Annotated in this window: 15 protein-coding genes; 5 read left to right on the forward strand and 10 right to left on the reverse strand. The window is 68.8% G+C overall.

Features of this window, described 5'->3' with window-relative positions; translation table 11 throughout:
• Nucleotides 1–18: 18 nt before the first annotated feature.
• Both AB0M36_RS33420 and AB0M36_RS33425 read right to left on the reverse strand, forming a co-directional pair.
• Nucleotides 19–3,516 (reverse strand): LamG-like jellyroll fold domain-containing protein, encoded by a 3,498-nt coding sequence (locus AB0M36_RS33420; RefSeq protein WP_364166218.1) that lies wholly within the window; start codon nucleotides 3,514–3,516, stop codon nucleotides 19–21.
• Nucleotides 3,517–3,607: 91 nt separating this feature from the next.
• Nucleotides 3,608–5,212, reverse strand: a complete 1,605-nt coding sequence (locus AB0M36_RS33425; RefSeq protein WP_364165985.1) for a VCBS repeat-containing protein — start codon at nucleotides 5,210–5,212, stop codon at nucleotides 3,608–3,610.
• 392 nt (nucleotides 5,213–5,604) lie between these two features.
• Between AB0M36_RS33425 and AB0M36_RS33430 the strand changes: the two genes are divergently transcribed.
• Nucleotides 5,605–7,026, forward strand: a complete 1,422-nt coding sequence (locus AB0M36_RS33430) for a WGR domain-containing protein (protein WP_364165988.1) — start codon at nucleotides 5,605–5,607, stop codon at nucleotides 7,024–7,026.
• Between the two features lie 307 nt (nucleotides 7,027–7,333).
• On the opposite strand, the gene AB0M36_RS33435 is transcribed toward AB0M36_RS33430, so the two are convergent.
• Nucleotides 7,334–7,606 carry a hypothetical protein gene (locus AB0M36_RS33435; RefSeq protein WP_364165991.1) on the reverse strand — a complete coding sequence of 91 codons (273 nt, stop codon included), beginning with the start codon at nucleotides 7,604–7,606 and terminating at the stop codon, nucleotides 7,334–7,336.
• 14 nt (nucleotides 7,607–7,620) lie between these two features.
• The gene (locus AB0M36_RS33440) at nucleotides 7,621–9,327 is read right to left on the reverse strand and encodes a hypothetical protein (RefSeq protein WP_364165994.1); all 1,707 of its coding nucleotides are present in this window, start codon (nucleotides 9,325–9,327) and stop codon (nucleotides 7,621–7,623) included.
• Nucleotides 9,328–9,378: 51 nt separating this feature from the next.
• Between AB0M36_RS33440 and AB0M36_RS33445 the strand changes: the two genes are divergently transcribed.
• Nucleotides 9,379–9,513, forward strand: a complete 135-nt coding sequence (locus AB0M36_RS33445; RefSeq protein WP_364165997.1) for a hypothetical protein — start codon at nucleotides 9,379–9,381, stop codon at nucleotides 9,511–9,513.
• 85 nt (nucleotides 9,514–9,598) lie between these two features.
• Here the strand turns inward: AB0M36_RS33445 and AB0M36_RS33450 are convergent, their stop codons facing one another.
• Genes AB0M36_RS33450 through AB0M36_RS33460 form a run of 3 tightly spaced genes read right to left on the reverse strand, consistent with a single transcriptional unit; the run spans nucleotide 9,599 to nucleotide 12,584 of the window.
• Nucleotides 9,599–9,937 carry a hypothetical protein gene (locus tag AB0M36_RS33450; protein WP_364165999.1) on the reverse strand — a complete coding sequence of 113 codons (339 nt, stop codon included), beginning with the start codon at nucleotides 9,935–9,937 and terminating at the stop codon, nucleotides 9,599–9,601.
• 23 nt (nucleotides 9,938–9,960) lie between these two features.
• On the reverse strand, nucleotides 9,961–10,227 hold the full coding sequence (locus AB0M36_RS33455; RefSeq protein WP_364166002.1) for a hypothetical protein: 267 nt from the start codon (nucleotides 10,225–10,227) through the stop codon (nucleotides 9,961–9,963).
• A 47-nt stretch (nucleotides 10,228–10,274) separates the two neighbouring features.
• Nucleotides 10,275–12,584: an N-acetylmuramoyl-L-alanine amidase gene (locus AB0M36_RS33460; RefSeq protein ID WP_364166005.1), complete on the reverse strand. Its 2,310-nt coding sequence runs from the start codon at nucleotides 12,582–12,584 to the stop codon at nucleotides 10,275–10,277.
• Between the two features lie 145 nt (nucleotides 12,585–12,729).
• Here AB0M36_RS33460 and AB0M36_RS33465 point away from each other — a divergent pair, with 145 nt between their 5' ends.
• Nucleotides 12,730–13,203, forward strand: a complete 474-nt coding sequence (locus AB0M36_RS33465; RefSeq protein WP_364166007.1) for an SRPBCC family protein — start codon at nucleotides 12,730–12,732, stop codon at nucleotides 13,201–13,203.
• Here AB0M36_RS33465 and AB0M36_RS33470 read toward each other — a convergent pair.
• From AB0M36_RS33470 to AB0M36_RS33480, 3 genes are read right to left on the reverse strand one after another with little or no spacing between them, the layout of a single operon-like run.
• Nucleotides 13,186–13,695 carry a shikimate kinase gene (locus AB0M36_RS33470; RefSeq protein ID WP_364166010.1) on the reverse strand — a complete coding sequence of 170 codons (510 nt, stop codon included), beginning with the start codon at nucleotides 13,693–13,695 and terminating at the stop codon, nucleotides 13,186–13,188. The genes AB0M36_RS33465 and AB0M36_RS33470 overlap by 18 nt on opposite strands.
• Entirely contained in the window at nucleotides 13,695–14,873 is a 1,179-nt protein-coding gene (gene aroC, locus AB0M36_RS33475; RefSeq protein WP_364166013.1) for a chorismate synthase, read from the reverse strand. Before aroC ends, AB0M36_RS33470 begins: the two co-directional genes overlap by 1 nt.
• Before the next feature lie 25 nt (nucleotides 14,874–14,898).
• The gene (locus AB0M36_RS33480) at nucleotides 14,899–15,888 is read right to left on the reverse strand and encodes an LLM class oxidoreductase (RefSeq protein ID WP_364166016.1); all 990 of its coding nucleotides are present in this window, start codon (nucleotides 15,886–15,888) and stop codon (nucleotides 14,899–14,901) included.
• 62 nt (nucleotides 15,889–15,950) lie between these two features.
• Between AB0M36_RS33480 and AB0M36_RS33485 the strand changes: the two genes are divergently transcribed.
• Together AB0M36_RS33485 and AB0M36_RS33490 are read left to right on the forward strand one after the other, a co-directional pair.
• The gene (locus AB0M36_RS33485) at nucleotides 15,951–16,529 is read left to right on the forward strand and encodes a TetR/AcrR family transcriptional regulator (protein WP_364166019.1); all 579 of its coding nucleotides are present in this window, start codon (nucleotides 15,951–15,953) and stop codon (nucleotides 16,527–16,529) included.
• A gap of 79 nt (nucleotides 16,530–16,608) precedes the next feature.
• Nucleotides 16,609–18,072: an MFS transporter gene (locus AB0M36_RS33490; protein WP_364166022.1), complete on the forward strand. Its 1,464-nt coding sequence runs from the start codon at nucleotides 16,609–16,611 to the stop codon at nucleotides 18,070–18,072.
• Nucleotides 18,073–18,119 lie beyond the last annotated feature (47 nt).

Raw genomic sequence — 18,119 nt, forward strand, 5'->3', positions numbered from 1 at the left:
CCTCACAGATCCGTCGGGTCAGAGAGCCAATTGCTCGAGGGTTTGGAGACTGATTCTCTGGATCAGTTCCGCGTCGGCGACGCCGTTGTAAACACGGACGTCGTCGACTGCGCCGGAGAGGTGTTCGCGGTACGCGTCGCCGAGGAACGCCCGGCCGATCTGCACACCGCCGGTAGCGACGAACGGCGACACCAGCTCGATCGAGCTGGACCAATGGCCGTTGACGTACAACGACAACTCCCGGACGTAACCGTTGTAGACCAGCACCAGATGATCACCCTTGCCGATGAGCCGCGGCCGCTCCGTGTCCCCCCGTGTCTGCCACTCGGGGGACACCGCATCGGCGCCGGCCATGGCCAGCTCCCAGTGCCCCTCCTCGTTGCAGCGCACCACGACCGGGCTGCTGTGCACACCCTTCTGCGAGAAGACCGTCATCGGCCTGCCCGCGCAACTGCTGGTGAGCTTGACCCGGGCGCTGATGGAAAAGCTGTTGGCCATGTCCGGGTTGACCGGCGCGGTCGCATAGCTGGTATCCGCGCCGGTGAGAGCGAGGTGCCCACCGCCGAGCAGAGACAGCGCCGGATGCCGGTAGATCGCGGCGTCGGGGCCGAGCGTCATGCCGGTCCCCCCGCGGTCCTCGGGACTGACCTTGCCGCTCTCGGCATTCATCCGCCAATATCCGAGCCTGGTCGGCGCGGTCTTCCTCAGACCTTCGACCTCGCTGGGGAGAATAAGCCGGTCGAAGACCGAGACGTCCGCCATGGCGCCCCGCCAGTGGCCGGTGTACCCGCCCTTCTCCACCCGCCGGCCCAGCTGCAACGGACCCCGGGCTTGGGTCAGGGAGCGGCGCTGCGAGGCGACCGGTGCGGCGGAGCCGACCTGCAGTGACAGCTTGCGGGTCACCTTGTCGTAGGAGGCGGCGACGTACGTCCATGCCGTGGTGGCGGCGGCGCCGGTCACCTTCCACGTGCCGAGCGAGTTGACGTCGGTCATCGGCAGCTCGAAGATCCAGGACCCGTTCTCGACGCCGAGCGACAGGCCGGCCTCACCGGAGCCGTCCTGGCTGACCGCGGTCTGGGTACGCGCCGGATCGTCGACCTTGAACCAGCCGCTGACCGTGAAGCTCGCCGACGTGTCGGCCAGTACGCGGGTGGCCGTGGTCAGGTAGCCGTCGGTCGTACCGTCGAAGCGGGCCGCGGTGTCGGAGGTGCCGCCGGGGCCCTCCACGCCGAAGGCCACGCCCTTGCCGGCCGTGGCGTCGCTGCCACCGACCTGGTCGTCGGCGCCGGACTCGCCGGCGACCTCTCCCAGCGACCATTGCGCGGTCGGTGGTCGCTTGCCGACCCGGAACGTGCACAAGGCGATATTGCTGCTGCGGCCGGCCCGGTCGACGGCCGCCACGGAGAGCGTTCGCACGCCTTCCCGATCGGGGTACCAGTTCGTGAGGGTCACCGGGCCGCCGGCGACCGCGGGTTTGAGGACGTTGCCCGGCTGCGGGTTGGTGTTGAAGCCGTACCGATATTCCACGACGTCGGTGGCGGCGGAGTCGAACGTGAAGTCGCCCGGGACACCGATGGAGCCACGCCAGTTGTCGTCCTCGACGCACGCCGACGCCGTGGCCGTGCCGTTGTCCGCCGCGTCCGACGGCAGGTAGACGGCGGAGTCGACGTCCGGCGCGCTCGGGCTCGTCTTGTCGTACAGGAACTGGCAGACCTCGCGGGAACCGTCGGAACTCCACGGACCCCAGCTGGTGCCGTCACTGGCCCGGACCTGCCAGGAGATCGGCACGTTCTGCGGCAAGTCGGTCGGACTGTTGTAGGAGAACTGTGACCCGCTGGCCTTGAGGCCAGTAGTGCCGCCGCGGGTAACAAGGGAACCGCCGGGCGGTGTCCACGTCACCTTGAACTCGGCCTTGACCTGCTCGACGTGCGCCGACGAGTGGTCGGGGTCACGCAGCACGGCAATCAGCCGCGGCGGAACGTCGACATAGGGAGCGGCACTACCGAATACGCACTGCCCGCCGGGAGACATCGACAACTCGTTCTGGTTGGCGATGAGCGGTGCCCGGTTGTAGTGCACCGAGAGCAACCCGTTGTCGCAGAATCGCTTGCTGTATTTGTAGTCGCCCTCGTTCGTGGCCTTGAGCCCGAGGATGATCGAGCTCAACTTCTCCGAGACCACCCGGTCGAGCGCCGCCTTGGCGTTCCAGCTGGCGTTCTGGTTTGTCGACGTGCAGCTGTTCTGCGTGCTGGTCGGTGATCTGGTGTCGACAAGCGTGTTGTTGCTCCAGTCCGAGCCGCCCGGCTGGTTGTTCCAGTTCGTGGCCGAATTGATCTTCGAGGTCGCCGGCAGCATGTAGAGCGACACGCCTCGCGCGGTGGAATTCCACGCCTGCTGCATCGTCACGCGGAACTCGGCGCTGAGGATCGACTTGCCCGCGTACGGCGTGGAGAGCTGATAGAAGAGCCGCTTGACCGTGGAATTGTTGCAATTCTCCGGGCACAGGCCGATGCGCTCGTGCCGCTTGCCGTCGAACTTCCAGTACTCCTCGTTCGGATACCCGCTGTCGACCATGGCCCAACCACTGGCGGTACTGCTCTGCCACACCGGGTCGATGTACAGCGGGAACCGGGTGTCCGGACTGGTCAGCATGGCCTTGTCGGGAGTCAGAGTGAGCGTTCCCTGGGAATAGTCCAACCCCACCGGCGCGACATTCGACGCATCACCCGGGCCACGGGCGTCCGCCGGCTGACCCTGTTCAGCTGTCGCCTTCGCGACCCGCGCGGGGGGAACGCCGCCCTCGCCCGAATTGTTGCCGCTGTCCCACATGGTCGGTGCGTCGGCTTCCATGACCGGGTTACCTGTCACGGGGTCGAGCGCGATGACGCCGCCGTCGTCCGTTTCCTTGATGGTCAGGCCCTCACCGGAGACGCCGAGCCGCAGGTTCTGCAGCTCGGGCAGCTCCGCCGCCTCCGGCGTCTTGAGCACCAGCACATGCGAGAACCCCTCGACGGTCACGTTCGTGACCAGGTCGACGTCCTTGAACACCTCTCGGTATGTGGCCCGGTCGCCCGCGACATCGGCTGGGGGCAGATCACCGTACGGCCACCGCAGCGTCATGCTGGCCCGGTCGCGGGTGGCGACCATCAGGGGGATGGAACCGCCCGGGGACAAACGCATCCCGAGCAAAGCAGCGGTGGGGGCGAAGGTCCCGTCCTCGGACCTGGTCAGGGTGGCGTCCGCTGGCACCCAGGCGTCCCCGCGCGTCACCCGCACCGGATGGGTGTGGTCGTTGGCGATCATCGTGCCGTCCGGCTGAGCGAACACGTCGCGGTACTCGCTGCGGTGCGCCAGCACCTCAACCGGCTGCTTCAGCTTCTTGGCGGCGACCACCGCCTCGGCCTCGGTGTCACGAACCGGATCTGCCTCCGCGGCCGCCGCGGGCACCACCATGGGCGCCGGGTCGGGCTGGCGCACCAAGGCGGTCGTGGTCATCAGGCCTGCCAAGCCCAACAGCAGACCCAGCGTCGACAGCCGGGCTCCTTTCGGCGTACGACGATTCACCGTACGGTCCTCCCCCGTTGCACTGTTCCTGGTCATCTGCGCCTCAGCCGATCGCCGCGCCGAAGGCGGCCGCACCCGCCGGAATGCCGCCCTCGCCAGGCTTGACGGTGATCGCCGGTGTCGCTGTCCCGGCAGCCAGCCGCGCCCAGGGGAAACCGTGGACCGCGGCGTCGCCGTACGGGGTACCGACCCACAACCTGGTGGTGCCGGCCGTCAGCGATGTCCCCACGAGTTCCCGCTCCCGTGGTTCGCCGGGCAGGCTCGGGCCGCCTCTCTCGATAGGCACAGGGGCGCTCAGCGGGTTCGACAGTGCCGGGTAGACCCGAACGCGTCCGGCGTCGAGAACGTCGTCGAGGTCCTCACCCGGCGCACCGACGGCGAGGAACATGGTCGTCGCGCTCCCCTCTGCGGTGGGCGCGATGTTGACCAGAGCGACGTCCTCGCCAAGGTATCTCCCGTCCGCGGGGGTACCGGCGATCGCGGGCAGCTCGCTGATTGTGGCTGCCGCGGTCACGTGAAAGCGTTGCACCAAGCCGTTGTCGGCGGCAGTGGTGTCCTCGCTAGGGACCCCGACGACCACCAGTGAGTCAGCCTGCCCGGCCGGGGCTCCTGCCGGGCGGTACGGGGCTACGGCCACGGACTTACCGAACGTGTCGTTGGCCTCGGCGGCGTCGTAGATGTTGCCAACGTCCTGATTGATGTTGACCCACAGCTTCGGCAGGCCACTGACCAGCTCGGAGCTGCTGAACACATTGACCGTACCGGCAAACTCGAGTGCGCCGAGTGCCTCCCCTGGCGCACCGACGGCGAAATGGTGGGTAGAGGCGGCCACGGCGTATCCGTACTGGTCGTCGTTCTCCGAACTGCCCGGGAAAGACGTACCCGACTGCAACAGCAGGTTGAGCGTGCCCCGGTAGTAGTGCACGACGCCCGCGTCGATGCCCGCGCCGACATCCTCACCCGGAACTCCGACCACCAGGTAGGACTGGCCGGCCGGCGTCCGGGCGCCGGAGACGGAATAGCCGAGGTAGTCGTAGGCCTCACCCGTCTCCGGTGTCGAGCCGACGTCCTGGTGGTAGGTCAGCGAGGCCGAGCCCCGCGCGAGCCCTGACGGTGCGCCGAACAACAGGAATGTCATGCCCGCGTCGGGAAGCGCGCCTATGTCCTCGTACGGCACACCGACAGCGAGATCGGTGCACCCGTCGTCGTTGGCGTCATAGGCCGAGACGGAGAAGCCGAATCGATCGCCGGCTTCCACAGGGTCACCGATCTGGCTGTTGCCCTCGTTCACGAGCTGGGTCGCGCCGTCGCCGTACGCGATGTGGATCTGACCAGCCTGGGGCTTGCCGTCGACCGTGGCCTCGGGGTCGGCGATAGCGACGTCCTCGACGCCGTCGCCGTTGAAGTCGGAGAAGGAACCCTTGATGCAGCCGGCGGCCTGAGAGGTGAGCCCAGCGACCCGCACCGCCTGGCCGCTCTCCCGCACCGCCTGGCCGCTCTGCCGCACCGCCTGGCCGCTCTCCCGGGCCGCCTGGCCGCTTTCCTGGACCGCATGCAGCGCGAATGCCGCTCCGACCATCGCATGTGGACCGGCGGCGGTGGCGGTCGTGCGCTCCGCCTCGTCGCCGGGAATGCCGAGCAATGCCACCGTGACCACCGTCGCGACACCTGCCGAAAGGCAAGCTCGCGCCGTGGCCGTCAGCCGACGCGCCACCGGACCCTCCCCCGTGTATGGAGCTGTGCGGTCGGTGACTTTAGAGACGGCCGATGGGCCGGCACAACCCCGACTACAACTTGATTCCACAATTGGGGCACTTGGAGTGAAATAGGTAACTAGCGCTACCCTCGGTCAATGTGGACGTTCATCGAGATACGGAACGTCAGTCCACTTTGCGTTCTGCCGGAACTCTGACGGCGCAACGGTCGCGCGGTCCGTGAGACTCCTCTGCCGAGCGGCTCGCGAAAATGTCAGACCCCGTCGATATGGTTTTGCCACCGAGGCGCCCAGCGCACCCCACTTTGATGGCGAAAGGTGGCCCGATGCCGGCCGACACGACGTACCTCGAACTCTCCGAGGAAGACGGGAGCGCCCACAAGTTCTATGAGGTGGCCGTCGACGGTGTGGATCTGACGATTCGTTACGGGCGCATCGGGGACCGCGGTCAGGTGAAGCAGGCGTCGTTCGCGAGTGCGGACAAGGCCAAGACGGAGGCGGCCAAGAAGATCGGCGAAAAGGTCCGCAAGGGGTACGCGCCGGCTGTCCCGGGCGGACGACAGAAGCGCGCGATCTCGCGGCGGCAGATCCTGAGCACCCGATCCACAGCCACTCTGGCCCCGGTCCTTTGGCGCTACGCCTCGCACAGCCCGGCATTCGGCATCTTCGTCGACGACGACGTGTGCATGGTCGGCAACGAGAGTGGCTTGATCACCTCACTCAGCCATGATGCCCAGGTCGTGCAGCAGTTCCGGCTGCCGGAAGGGGTGAAGTGCATCGTCGCCGACGACAGCTGGATCTACGCTGGCTGCGACGACGGCAACGTGTACGACCTGACCGGCAAGGTGCCTCGGTTGGCATACCGGATCGCTCCCGAGATCGACATCTACTGGCTCGACATCCACGATGGCGTTCTCGGCGTCTCTGACGCCGGCGGAGGCATCTCCGCGATCGACCATGAGGACGAGTTCCTGTGGCAGCGCCCGGGCCGGGGAACGTCGGCCTGGATGGTGCGATGCGATGCCGACGCCGTACACCACGGCCACTCCGGCGGCGTCACCAGCTATGACTGGCGCACCGGCCGCGAGCAGTGGCATACCCGCACCGGCCCGGTGCTGTTCGGCTGGCAAGAGCGCGGCACTCTGTTCGCGGGAACCGCCACCAGGCAGGTGGTCGAGCTCGGCAAGGACGGTTCGCACCGGCAGACCTACCGTTGTGACGCCCCGGTTTATTCGTGCGCTACCGCCGAGGACGGTCGCTATGTGTTCGCGGGTGACAGCGCGTCGTCGATCTACTGTTTCGACGCTGACGGCACCCGACTGTGGAAGCTGAGCACCGGCTGCGGTTCGGCCTACTCCATGCAGTATCGCCACGAGCGTCTCTATATCGTCACGACCGACGGCTCGTTGGCCTGCATTGACGCGGCCGAGAACGCCATCCGGTCCGCTGTCGCCGGTTCCGTCCCCCAGGTCGTGGACGTCAAGGCGCCCCCGCGAATGTCCGCAGTGGCCCCGTCGACGAGCGTCGACATCGTCCACGGGGTCACCGACGGTGTCGTGGTCGAGTGTGTCGACGAGGGCGGCCGGCTGCGGATCCGCGTGGCGTCGTCCGGCTACCACTCCGACTGGCAGGTCCAGTTTCCTAAGGGCATCCGCGAGCGGGGCACCCGCTACGTCGTCACCGGCGTCCGCGAGTCGGCCCGCGGCGGTTTCTACCGTGCCTACGGCGACATCCGCCGCCTCGTGTGATGTCTCGCGCGGAGCGCTTCTGGTTGTCGACAGCTAGGGCCGGGTAAGTGACCTCGCGTCAGCCCGCGTTGAGTCTTCGGCTGAGGCTGCTCGCGCAGGGCTGTGGCCCGCCAGGGCTGTGGCCCGCCAGGGCTGTGGCCCGCCAGGGCTGTGGCCCGCCAGGGCTGTGGCCCGCCTCTGGAGGACGTCGTCGGTGAGCGGGTCCTCCAGCGGCCCCGCTCCTTGACGAACACGTCTCCCGTAAGACCGTCGGTGCATGCCCATCAGGGCGCGACGTTCATCGCCGACGCCCCGACCGGTCCGCGGGCTAGGCCGTCGGCGGGTCCTCGTCGAAGAAGAACCGGTAGGCGTCCGCCAGCTCGCGATAGAGCTTCTCGTCGTCGGGGAAGTAGGCCATCGTCGCCCGGTAGAACTCGCCGTGCGTCATCGTGCGGGCGGTGAGCAGTTCCCTGAACTGTGCCTTGGTCGCCTCGACTCCGGCCGCTCCGCGGTTGTGGAGACCGCTTCGCATGATAGGTCGTTCCTCCAGCAGTTCCTCGGAGAAATAGCCGCTCAGTAGATCGAGCACCGCAGAGCTCATCAGCCTGTCCCACCTCATTGATCGGGATTGGAAGGTGCGGGTTCCACATACAGGGTACGTAGCTTCAAATCGCCGTTCGGAAGCGGCTCGTACAGGGCGAAGATGGTTCCACCGGTGAAGTCGACCCGTTTTAGTTGTCCCGGCGCGTCGGGATCGTGGAAGTAGCCGGTCATGCGTTCGTGCGCGTCCGGGCCGAGGACTTCACTGATCGGACGCCGGGCGGCCGCCGGGCCGGTCTCGCCGATCTGTTCCCGCATGTAGCGGTCAGCGGCGACATAGTCCTCGGGCGAGTCGATGCGGGTCGCATAGTCGCCACATCGGTGGACGCCGCCGTGGACTCCGTCGACCGTGGTTCCGGTCATCGGATCGATCTTGTTCTGCGCCTGTACGTGCCCGTTGTCCTTCAACAACGGCTCGCCGGTCTGGGGATCGAGGATCGGATCACCCATTCGGGCGGCAAGCTGTTCATCGGTCGGATCGTGGTGGCGCTGCGGGCCGTGGCCCTGGGCTCGGAGTTCATTGAGCCGGGCAGCGGTCTCGGCCGCCTTGTCGGTGTCGGTGCTGTTTTCCGGGGTTGTCTGCGGCTGGTCCCGGAGGTCGTCGGCCGGTTTGAGATGCTGCGCCTCATGCTGCCGGCGTTCCGGACCGGTGTAGCCATTCCCCGGAGGGCCGGGCGGACCATCACCCGGCGGCGTCTCCTCCGGCGGCGGCGTCGTCACATCGGTGACTTCGGCCGGCGGCGTCGTCACATCGGTGACTTCGGCCGACGGCGTCGTCACGTCGATGGTTTCGGCCGGTGGGCGCGCCTGTTCTTCGGTGGCCGATTGCTGCTCACCAGCCGGCTGTCGCGCACCGTTCTGGTCAACCGCCGCATCCTGGTCGACCGCGGGTTGTCGCTGACCCTGGGCAGGTTCCTCGGCGGCCGTGACGGCACCCTCGGTGGCCTTGGCGTGCTCCGCGGCAGCGTATTGGCGTGCGGCGACATGCTCCCCGGCCTGCTCCCCCGCAGGCACAGACCCGTCGGCCTGCTCCCCCACAGGCACAGCCCCGCCGGCCTGCTCCCCGGCAGGCGCAGCCCCCTCCCGGTCGCCCTCCGCCCCGCCCGCCTCCTGGGAGCGCTGCGCGGCTGACGCGTCTGGGGCGCGCTGTGCGCTGCCTGTGTCTTGCAGATCCTGCACGTCCGGCGGACGTTGCCCAGCACCCGAGTCCTGGGAAGGTTGCGTGTCGGCCGACTCCCGAGGATCCGCTTTACCTGCTTCGGCCGGCGTGTGCTCGTCCAGCCGCGCCTGAAACTCGGGCGTAGGACGCAATCCGTCGGGCTCGTTCTTCGCCGCGGAATGCTCGTCCAGCCGCGCCTGAAACTCGGGCGTAGGACGCAATCCCTCCGGCTCGTTCTTCGCCGCGGAATGCTCGTCCAGCCGCGCCTGGAACTCCGGCGTCGGCCGCAATCCCTCCGGCTCGTTCTTCGCCGCGGAATGCTCGTCCAGCCCCGCCTGGAACTCCGGCGTAGGACGCAATCCGTCCGGCTCGCGGCCGTTCGTCGCCTTCGCGTGTTCGGACTGGGCCGCGTTGCGGGTGTCCTGCTGCGCCGACTGCTGCGTCTCGTTCGACCGGCCGGCGTCCTTGACCTCGGAGCCATTCGACCGTTCGGTCGGCTTCGGCACCTCCGGCGGTTTGGGTGGCGGTTCCGGCGGCTTGGTCTCCTGGACGTTCTCGGCCATCAGCGCACCGCCGACCCGTCGGCCGCCTCGAGCGGCAGCGGAAGCCGGGCCATGAACACCGTCTCCATCGGCGCGGTGCTCGGCGGCTTCCTCGGACTACGGCTTGCCATCTGGATCATGGCGACCGCCCTCATCCTCTCCACCGGCATCCAGCTCAATGGTCCCACCACGACTCATCAACCATAGTGGTTGCGATGCGAGGCGGCCGACCCCCGAGGAGGTGACTCCTTCAGCGGGTCGGTGATCCCGCGGCTCCGGCAGGCAGCGCGTGTCAGTTCAGCAGGCGTTGGGCCCAATACACCTGGCCATCGGGTCCAACGTTGATCAGAGCGATCAACAAGTCGCTGACCGCGGCGGGGGCGGTAGCGACCGCATGCCCGGGCGGCGTGCCGTCACGCTCGGGGTGCAGGACGAAGACGAAAGTCACCGGTGACGCGTCGACCGACGACACCGTGAGCGCGTCGCCGGCGGTCCAGAAGGAGCCGTTGATCTCACGTGGACCGATGCCCCGCAGCCACGGGTAGCGCTCTTGGGCAATGTCCAGCGCACCGTCCGAGCCAGAACTCACAGCGTCCGGCCTTGCCGACGTCGCGCCGATGAAGCCGGGCATTCGGTGGGTGCTTTTGTCGAGGATCACGATTCGGAAAAAGAGCCGCCAGACTGGGCATTGGGCGGCCGCGACCAGTTCACCCGGCCGAGGAAGATCTGGTCGCCACTGGCGGCCTGCTCCGCATCCAGCGGTTTCATCGCGGCGTCCGCGGTTGCCTGGTCAACCAGACGCAGTGTCGCGGTGGCGCCCAGGGCCTCCGGCCCGTACGGCGCGCGGTTGTGCCACCACCGCCATCCCGAGATGGCAGTGGTGGCAACAAGCACCATCACCACACCGACGATCAGGCCCACCCGACGTCTTAACCACCGGGTGGGGGTCGGGGTCTGCCGCTCGGCGTTCACCGTAGGTAGGACAAGCCGTCCAGGGTGACGCTCGGGCGGCCGCTCGTGGCGCGGACCACGACGGTCACCGTGTGCCGTCCGGAGGTCAGGTTCCGGGTCCAGACCGCCTGCCGGTTGGTCGTCTTCTTCGCGCGGGTGTCCACGGTGGCGACCTTCTTGCCGTCCACGTACACGTCGAACTTGCCGGAGCGGGCCGAGCGGGCCGCGATCAGTGACGCCGCGCGGCCGGTGAAGGTCCAGGTGAGTTTGGTATTGCGCCGGGAACTGGTGAGGGCCTTGCCGTTGAGGTGCGAGGTCTTCTTCGCCGCCTTCCAGGTTCCGGTGCGCCGCGCCGCGGTCTCGGGCATCAGGACGGGGGTGCGGACCAGCGAGCCGGTGCCGGCGTTGCCCGCCGTGTCGCGGGCGGTGATCCGGAAGGTGCGGGCCGCGCCGGGCCGGGCCGTCGTGGCCCAGGAGCGGGCGGTCGCGGGCAGGGTGGCGGTGGACGGCGAGGTGGCGCCGATCCAGGCCACCTTCGCGTTGTCGGTGGCGGCGAAGGTCATCGTCACCGGCACCGCCGTGGTGCTCACCGTGCCGCCGTGCAGGCTGAGACCCGTCGCGGTAACCACCGGCGCGGTCACGTCGGAGAAGACCGTGAGGGCGGGCGTGGTTTCCACCGTGCCGCTGATGTGGGTGGCGCGGACGGCGATCTTGTGCGAGCCGGGCGTCAGCGGGACGACACCCGAGCGGGCCCCGGGCGGGAAGGAGGCTTGGACGGCGCCATCGACGACCACGTCGAAGCCGGAGATCTGGGCGGTCGGGGTGGCCGCCGACCAGGACATGGCCGCCGAGCCGCGCAGGTGGTAGGTCTGGCCCGACCGTACGCTGCCGGTCGGCGGTTTCACGGTCAGCCCCAGCACCCGGTCGGTTGCCTCGGCGCGGATCACCGGAAGCTGGGCGTACAGGGCGTCGCCCGGGCACTGGGTGGCGTAGCCGTCGCGGTGGCCGGAGATCCGGTTGAAGGTCACGACGGTGCCTCGCGGGAACTTGCCGTCGTCGACGCCGGAGGTCATCGTTGCCGTGCCCGCCGGGTCGAAGCCGTAGGCGGTCAGTTTCGCCGCGGCCAGCTGGGAGAGCACCCGCCGGGTCACCTCGGGAACGCCGCCGTTGATGTACGTGCCCAGCACCGCGACGCCGCTCGACCCGGTGTTGAAGCCGTACGTCTGCGCGCCGACCACAGCCTTGTCGACTCCCCCGGCCCGGCCTTCGAACAGGGTGCCGCACCGGTCCACGAGGAAGTTGTAACCGATGTCGCCCCAGTCGAGGCTCTTGGTGTGATAGGTGTGGATGGCCCGGATGTGCGCGGCCGACTTGGCGCAGTCCGACGGGGCGGCGTCCGCGGTGTGGTGCACGAATACGACCTTCACCGCCGGAGTGATCACCGGAGGACCGTCCACGATGCTCTCGTCGGCACCCCAGCCGCTCCGGCTGACATAGGACGGCAGCGTCACGCCAGCGGCGGCGGCCCGAACCGCCGGGGCGGCCGGCGCCACAGGACCAGAGCCCGGCGCGGGATCAGAGCCCGGCGCCGGACCAGAACCCGGCTCGGCGGGATCAGAGCCCGGCTCGGCGGGATCAGAGCCCGGCTCGGTTGAGGTGGGATCGGACGACACGGACGCGGACGGCGGGGCCGCAGGCGAAGACGATTCGGGTGCCTCAGGCGCCGGGATCGGAGGTGGGGGCTCGAGAGCAACACCACCACCCTGCCCACCGGACGAGGACGACGAGGACGAGGAGCCGGGATCGATCAGGTCGAGCCGCAAACCCGGGGGCAGTGGCGAGGTGCCAGAGCCACCCCGGATCCGGGCGGCGACCCCGTCGGACGGGCCCACCCACAGCGGCTCGGTCGCGCCGCGGCCCTTGCCGGCGTCGGGGCCTCGCAAGCCGTCGGCGTCGAGCGCGTGCCATCCGCTCCACGCCTTGGTGGCCGTCGAACGGGTGCGCACCTCGATCGTGCCGTCCACCGCCCGAGCGGAGTCGGTCCACGTCAAGCCGAGCAGGCTGAACTTCCGGGTCGACCGCTTCGGCGCCTCGGCGCTGCGGGCACCGGCGGCCACGGACAGGGCGACGGTGTGCAGTTCACCGCGCACCGGCTTGCCGTCGCCGTGCTGCACCACCGGCTCGGCGGCGACCTCGGCGACCTCGGCCGCCGCAGCGCCGCTCTCCGGGGTGGTTCGCGCCGGTGGTGCGGACGGCAGATACAGCACCGCCGCCGTGACCCCGCCCGCGACGACCAACGCCGTACCGGTGACCAACCGTAGTTTCACTCTTACCCCTCACGCCCGACCGGCAGTGAGAGTATCGGTTTTCCGCGGCGTTGGCTTACCCGCTTCGGCACCACAGGAGCCGGTCTACGATCATCGTCGTGCAGATGATCGAACATCTCTGGGAAGCGGCGGACCGGATGCCGCCGTGGCGTTGATCGAGCTCACCACGCTGGTCAAAGGCCCGGCGGAGCAGGTCTTCGACATCTGCCTCGACGTCGACGCCCACACCGCCTCCATGTCGCGCAGCCGCGAACGCGTCGTGGGTGGCGTCACCTCCGGACGGATGGCGCTGGGAGACACCGTCACCTGGGCCGCTCGCCACTTCGGAGTGCCGTGGCGCCTGACCTCCCGCATCTCCGCATACGATCGACCTCACCGCTTCGTCGACGAGCAGGTCACCGGCCCGTTCCAGCACTGGCACCACGAGCACACGTTCACCTCGGACAAGCCCGCCCAAGCCACGATCATGCGCGATGTCATCGATTTCGCCGCCCCGTTGGGCCCGCTGGGCCGGATAGTCGACAGGCTCCTACTGGAGCGCTATATGCGCCGTTTGATCGAAAACCGGAACACGCACCTCGCTCGCCTCTTCGCCGCCGAATCAGGTCAAGGGCGATAGAAGCGCACCGACCTCGGCGGCGATCTCCTCGGGTTCGCGACCGTCGGTCGCCACGGTGTAGGTGGCGACCGACGCGTAGAGCGGCCCGCGCTGTTCCAGCAGCACTTTCATGGTGGCTCGGGGATCGGTCGCCAGCAGCGGCCGGCCGCTTCCCGACCCGACCCGCTTGACCGCTTCCGACAGCTCCACGGACAGGAAGACCACGGTCTGCTCGGCGAGCAGCTTGCGCGTACTTTCGTCGAGGATCGCGCCGCCGCCGAGGGAGAGGACGCCGCCGAGGGTTTGTAGGGATTCGGCGATGACCGCCTGTTCCAGCGCGCGGAACGCCGGCTCTCCCTCGTCGGCGAAGATGTCCGGGATCGGCTTGCCGGCCCGCTGTTGAATGAGCGCGTCGGCGTCGGCGAACGGCACGCCCAGGGCGGACGCTACCGCCTGCCCGATCGTGGTCTTGCCCGCTCCTGGCGGGCCGACCAGCACGGCGATCGCGGCCATCAGCGGACGATCAGATTCTCGAGGTACGACGCCAGGTTGCGGCGGATCTCGGCGACGGAGTCACCGCCGAACTTCTCCGTCGCCGCCTGCGCGAGTACGAGTCCCACCATTGCCTCGGCCACCACCGCGCCGGCGGGTACCGCGCATACGTCGGAACGCTGGTTGATCGCCGCTGCCGGCTCGCCGGTGTTGATGTCGATCGTCTGCAACGCCCGGTTCAGGGAGGAGATCGGCTTCAGCGCCGCCCGTACCCGCAAAGGTTCGCCGTTGCTGATTCCGCCCTCTAGGCCACCGGCCCGGTCGGTGACCCGCTTGACCCCGTCGGTCGTGGCGATGATTTCGTCGTGCGCTGCCGAGCCGCGCGAACGTGCCTGGGTGAAGCCGTCTCCGATTTCCACGCCCTTGACCGACTGGATCGACATCAGGGCGGCCGCCAATCGCGCGTCCAGTTTGCGGTCCCACTGCACGTGTGTGCCGAGGCCCGGCGGTACTCCGTAGGCCAGCACCTCCACGATGCCGCCCAGCGTGTCCGCGTCCTTCTTCGCCGCGTCGACCTCGGCCACCATCCGGGCGCTCGCCTGGGGGTCCAGGCAGCGCAATGGGTCGGCGTCGATGCGTTCGGCGTCCTGGAGCGTCGGGATCAGTCCGGTCTTGGCCGCCACCGCACCCAACTCGATCACGTGCGAGACGATCTCCACGCCGAGTGCCTGCTTAAGCAGGTTCTTCGCGATCGTCCCCGCGGCGACGCGGGCAGCGGTCTCCCGGGCGCTCGCCCGCTCCAGGATCGGGCGGGCGTCGCTGTGTCCGTACTTCTGCATGCCCGCCAGATCGGCGTGGCCCGGACGGGGCCGGGTCAGTGGCGCGTTGCGGGCCTGCGCCGCCAGCTCGTCGGCGTCCACCGGGTCCGCCGACATCACCGTCTGCCATTTGGGCCATTCCGTGTTGCCCACCCGGATCGCCACCGGGCTGCCGAGTGTCACGCCGTGCCGGACGCCACCGATGATCTCGACCTCGTCCCGCTCGAACTTCATCCGGGCGCCCCGGCCGTAGCCCAGGCGGCGGCGCACCAGTTCGTGGTTGATTTCGGCGCTCGTCACCTCCACCCCGGCGGGGACACCTTCCAACAGCGCAATGAGCGCCGGTCCGTGCGATTCACCTGCGGTAAGCCAGCGCAGCATCGGTATTCCAATCTTTCTTCGACCGTCAGGCGACGGTCGCCGGGATGTCCTGGGAGATGAGGGGGAAGTGCGGCACGACGTGCTCGCCCAGTTCCTCCAGCACTTCGGGCGCCGGTCGGCGTCCGTACTTGAGGTTGAGCAGGACGTGGTTGACGCCGATGTCCCGCAAGCGGCTCAGGTGTTCGACCAGTGGCTCCCTGCCCAGGCGGTAGCCGAGGTGAATCGGGATCGGGCGGCTCGTCGGCTGCTCGGCGAGGTCGATGTAGAGGGATTGGGAGAACGGCTTGAGCACGCCTTGGCTCTCACCCGCCGCGCGCCATTGCTCCACGATCGTCGCCTGCTGGTGCACTGATCGCGGATACATGAGCCAGCCGTCGCCGTGTTCGGCGATCCACTCGACGTCCTGCCGGCTGTTGCCGGTGATCAGCAGCGGGATGCGGTGGGTCACCGGCTTGGGGAGCATCCCGGCGTTGCGGAGGACTCCCCACGGCGTGGTCAGTATCGGGAAATCCTCGCTCCACAGCCGACGGATCGCGGAGATCGACTCGCGGAAGAGCATGCCGCTGGCGTCGCGGTCCAGCCCGTACGCCGGGAACTCCACGCCCCGGTCCCCCGTTGCCGCCCCCATCACGAGCCGGCCACCGGTCAGCACGTCGGTGGATGCCGCCGCCTTGGCCGTGTCGATGGGATTCCGCAGGGGCAGCACGGTGGAGCCGGTGGCGAGGGCGATGCTGGACGTGTGCGCGGCGATGTGGGTCAACCACACCCACGGGTCGAACATCTGACCCACGTCGCCGAAGCCGGGGTCGAACAGGGGCACGTCGCGCGCCCACAGTGCGGCGAAGCCGCGTTTCTCGGCGAGCCTGGCCTGTTCCACCTGCTCGGTGATGTTCATCCGCGGGATCGGGCCGGGATACGACTCGAGCGGGAAGAGCAGGCCGAGGGTGAGCGAGCCGGGCTGGTACATGCGCCCGAAGCCCGGTCGGGCGACGAGAGCAGGATCGAAGGACGTCATAGTTCTCCCCCTGGAAGCAGTTTACTTGACCCCGAGGACAAAAATAGCGTACGTTCGCCGCTGTGGGCAGAGCCAAGAAGTTTGATCCGGACGTAGCGGTGGAACGCGCCGTGGACGCCTTCCGGGTGCGTGGCTACGGGGAGACCTCGCCGCAGGAGCTGGCCGACCGCATGGGGATCGGCAAGGGGAGCCTCTATCACGCGTTCGGCAGCAAGCACGAGCTGTTCCTGAAGAGCCTGGAGCACTACGCGGACCAGTCACTGGCCGAGCTCAAGGCGGTGATGGAGGGTCCAGAGCCGATCCGGGACCGGGTACGCCGGTTGCTCGAGTCGTTCGTCGACGCGGATCTGCGGGACCCGGACCGATGCGGTTGCCTGATCGTCAACAGCGTCGCGGAGCTGCACGACCGCGAGGACCCGGCGTCACGGTTTCTCGGCCGGTCGCTGGAGAACTCCGAGTCCGTGATCCGCACCGCGCTCGTGGCCGCGCAGGCGGCCGGCGAGATCGACGCCGATCGCGATCCGGCGGCGCTGGCCGGGCTCGTGCAGGCCGCGATGGTCGGGCTCCGGGTCCTGGTCAAGACGACCGACGACCGGGCGCGCCTCGCCCTGATCGTGGACGCGACGGTCCAGACGCTCTGAGGTTGCCGGTCGGCCGGCGGCCTCCTGACGCATACCCATTTTTTGTACCTCGAAGTCAAGAAAAGAGCGGAGAAGAACCATGACCTCGTCAACCGACGTCAACTCGCCCGGCACCGCCGCGCCACCGGCACCGGACGACGGCACCCGCTGGACCGGCCGGATGTGGGCGATGCTCATCGTGCTCTGCAGTGCGATGTTCCTCGACGCGCTCGACAACGCGATGGTCGGCATCGCGGTGCCGCCCATCCAGGCCGAACTCGGGATGTCCACCGCATCGGTGCAGTGGGTGGTCAGCGCGTACGTCCTCGGCTTCGGCGGCTTCCTGCTGCTCGGCGGCCGGATGGCGGACCTGCTGGGCCGCAAGCGCGTACTCATCGCCGCCGTGAGCGTCTTCGCGGTGGCCTCGCTCGTCGGCGGCCTCGCCCAGGACGGCACCCTCGTCATCGTCGCCCGGTTCGTCATGGGCATGAGCGCCGCGTTCAGCGCGCCCGCCGGCCTGGCCATCATCGTGACGACCTTCGCGGAAGGTCCCGCCCGCAACCGCGCCGTCAGCATCTACACCGCCTGCGGTGCCGCCGGCTTCTCTCTCGGTCTGATCGCCGGCGGCCTGCTGACCGAGATCGGCTGGCGGTGGACCTTCCTCCTGCCCGTGCCCATCGCGCTGTTGGTGATGGTCGGCGCGAGCATCCTGGTCACCAAGGACGCTCCCTCCCGGCGCGGCGGCGGGTACGACCTGCCGGGTGCCATCTCCATCACCGCCGCGATGCTCCTGCTGGTCTACACGATCGTCGAAGCGCCGGTACACGGCCTGACCTCGGCCCGCACCCTCGGCGGCGTCGCGGTGTCGTTGGTGCTGATCGCGGCGTTCCTGCTGATCGAGAAGAACACCGCCCGGCCACTGGTCCGGCTCCCCTTCCTGCGCAACGGCACGCTCATCGGCGCCGCGCTGGTGGCGGCCGCCATCCTCGGGACCTACATGAGCTTCCAGTTCATCGGCTCGCTCTACCTGCAGGCCACCCGCGGCTGGAGCCCCCTGGAGATGGCGCTCGGCTTCCTGCCGTGCGGTCTGCTCATCGCGGCCATCGCTCCGCGTGCCGGCGTGCTGCTGGGCAAGGTGGGCGCCCGGTGGATGATGTTCCTCGGCTTCCTCGCGTACTCGGCGGCCTACCTGCTCTTCCTGCGCATCGACGCGGACTCCGGATACGTCGCCGTGATCCTGCCGACCATGCTGCTGATCGGCGTGGCCTTCCCGCTCTCCTTCACCGGGGCGAACGTCGCCGCGACCAGCGGAGTCGCGCCGGAGGAGCAAGGCCTGGCGGCGGGCGTGCTGCAGACCGGCTACCAGATCGGTGCGGCGCTCGTGCTGGCCGTGGTCACCGCGACGATGGCGGTGCCGGAAGGCGCCCAGCCCACCCTCACCGCGTACCACAAGGGCATGTGGGTGATCGCCGGGCTTTCCCTGGTCACCACCGTGGCGACCCTCCTCGTGGCGGTGCGGGCAGGCGCCCGGAGCCGCGCGACGAGCGCCTCACTCGCGGCCTGACACGATCGACGCGGTGGTGTTCCGGCGACGGGACACCACCGCGTCCT

The sequence above is a fragment of the Actinoplanes sp. NPDC051346 genome, from assembly GCF_040682215.1.
GTDB lineage: Bacteria > Actinomycetota > Actinomycetes > Mycobacteriales > Micromonosporaceae > Actinoplanes.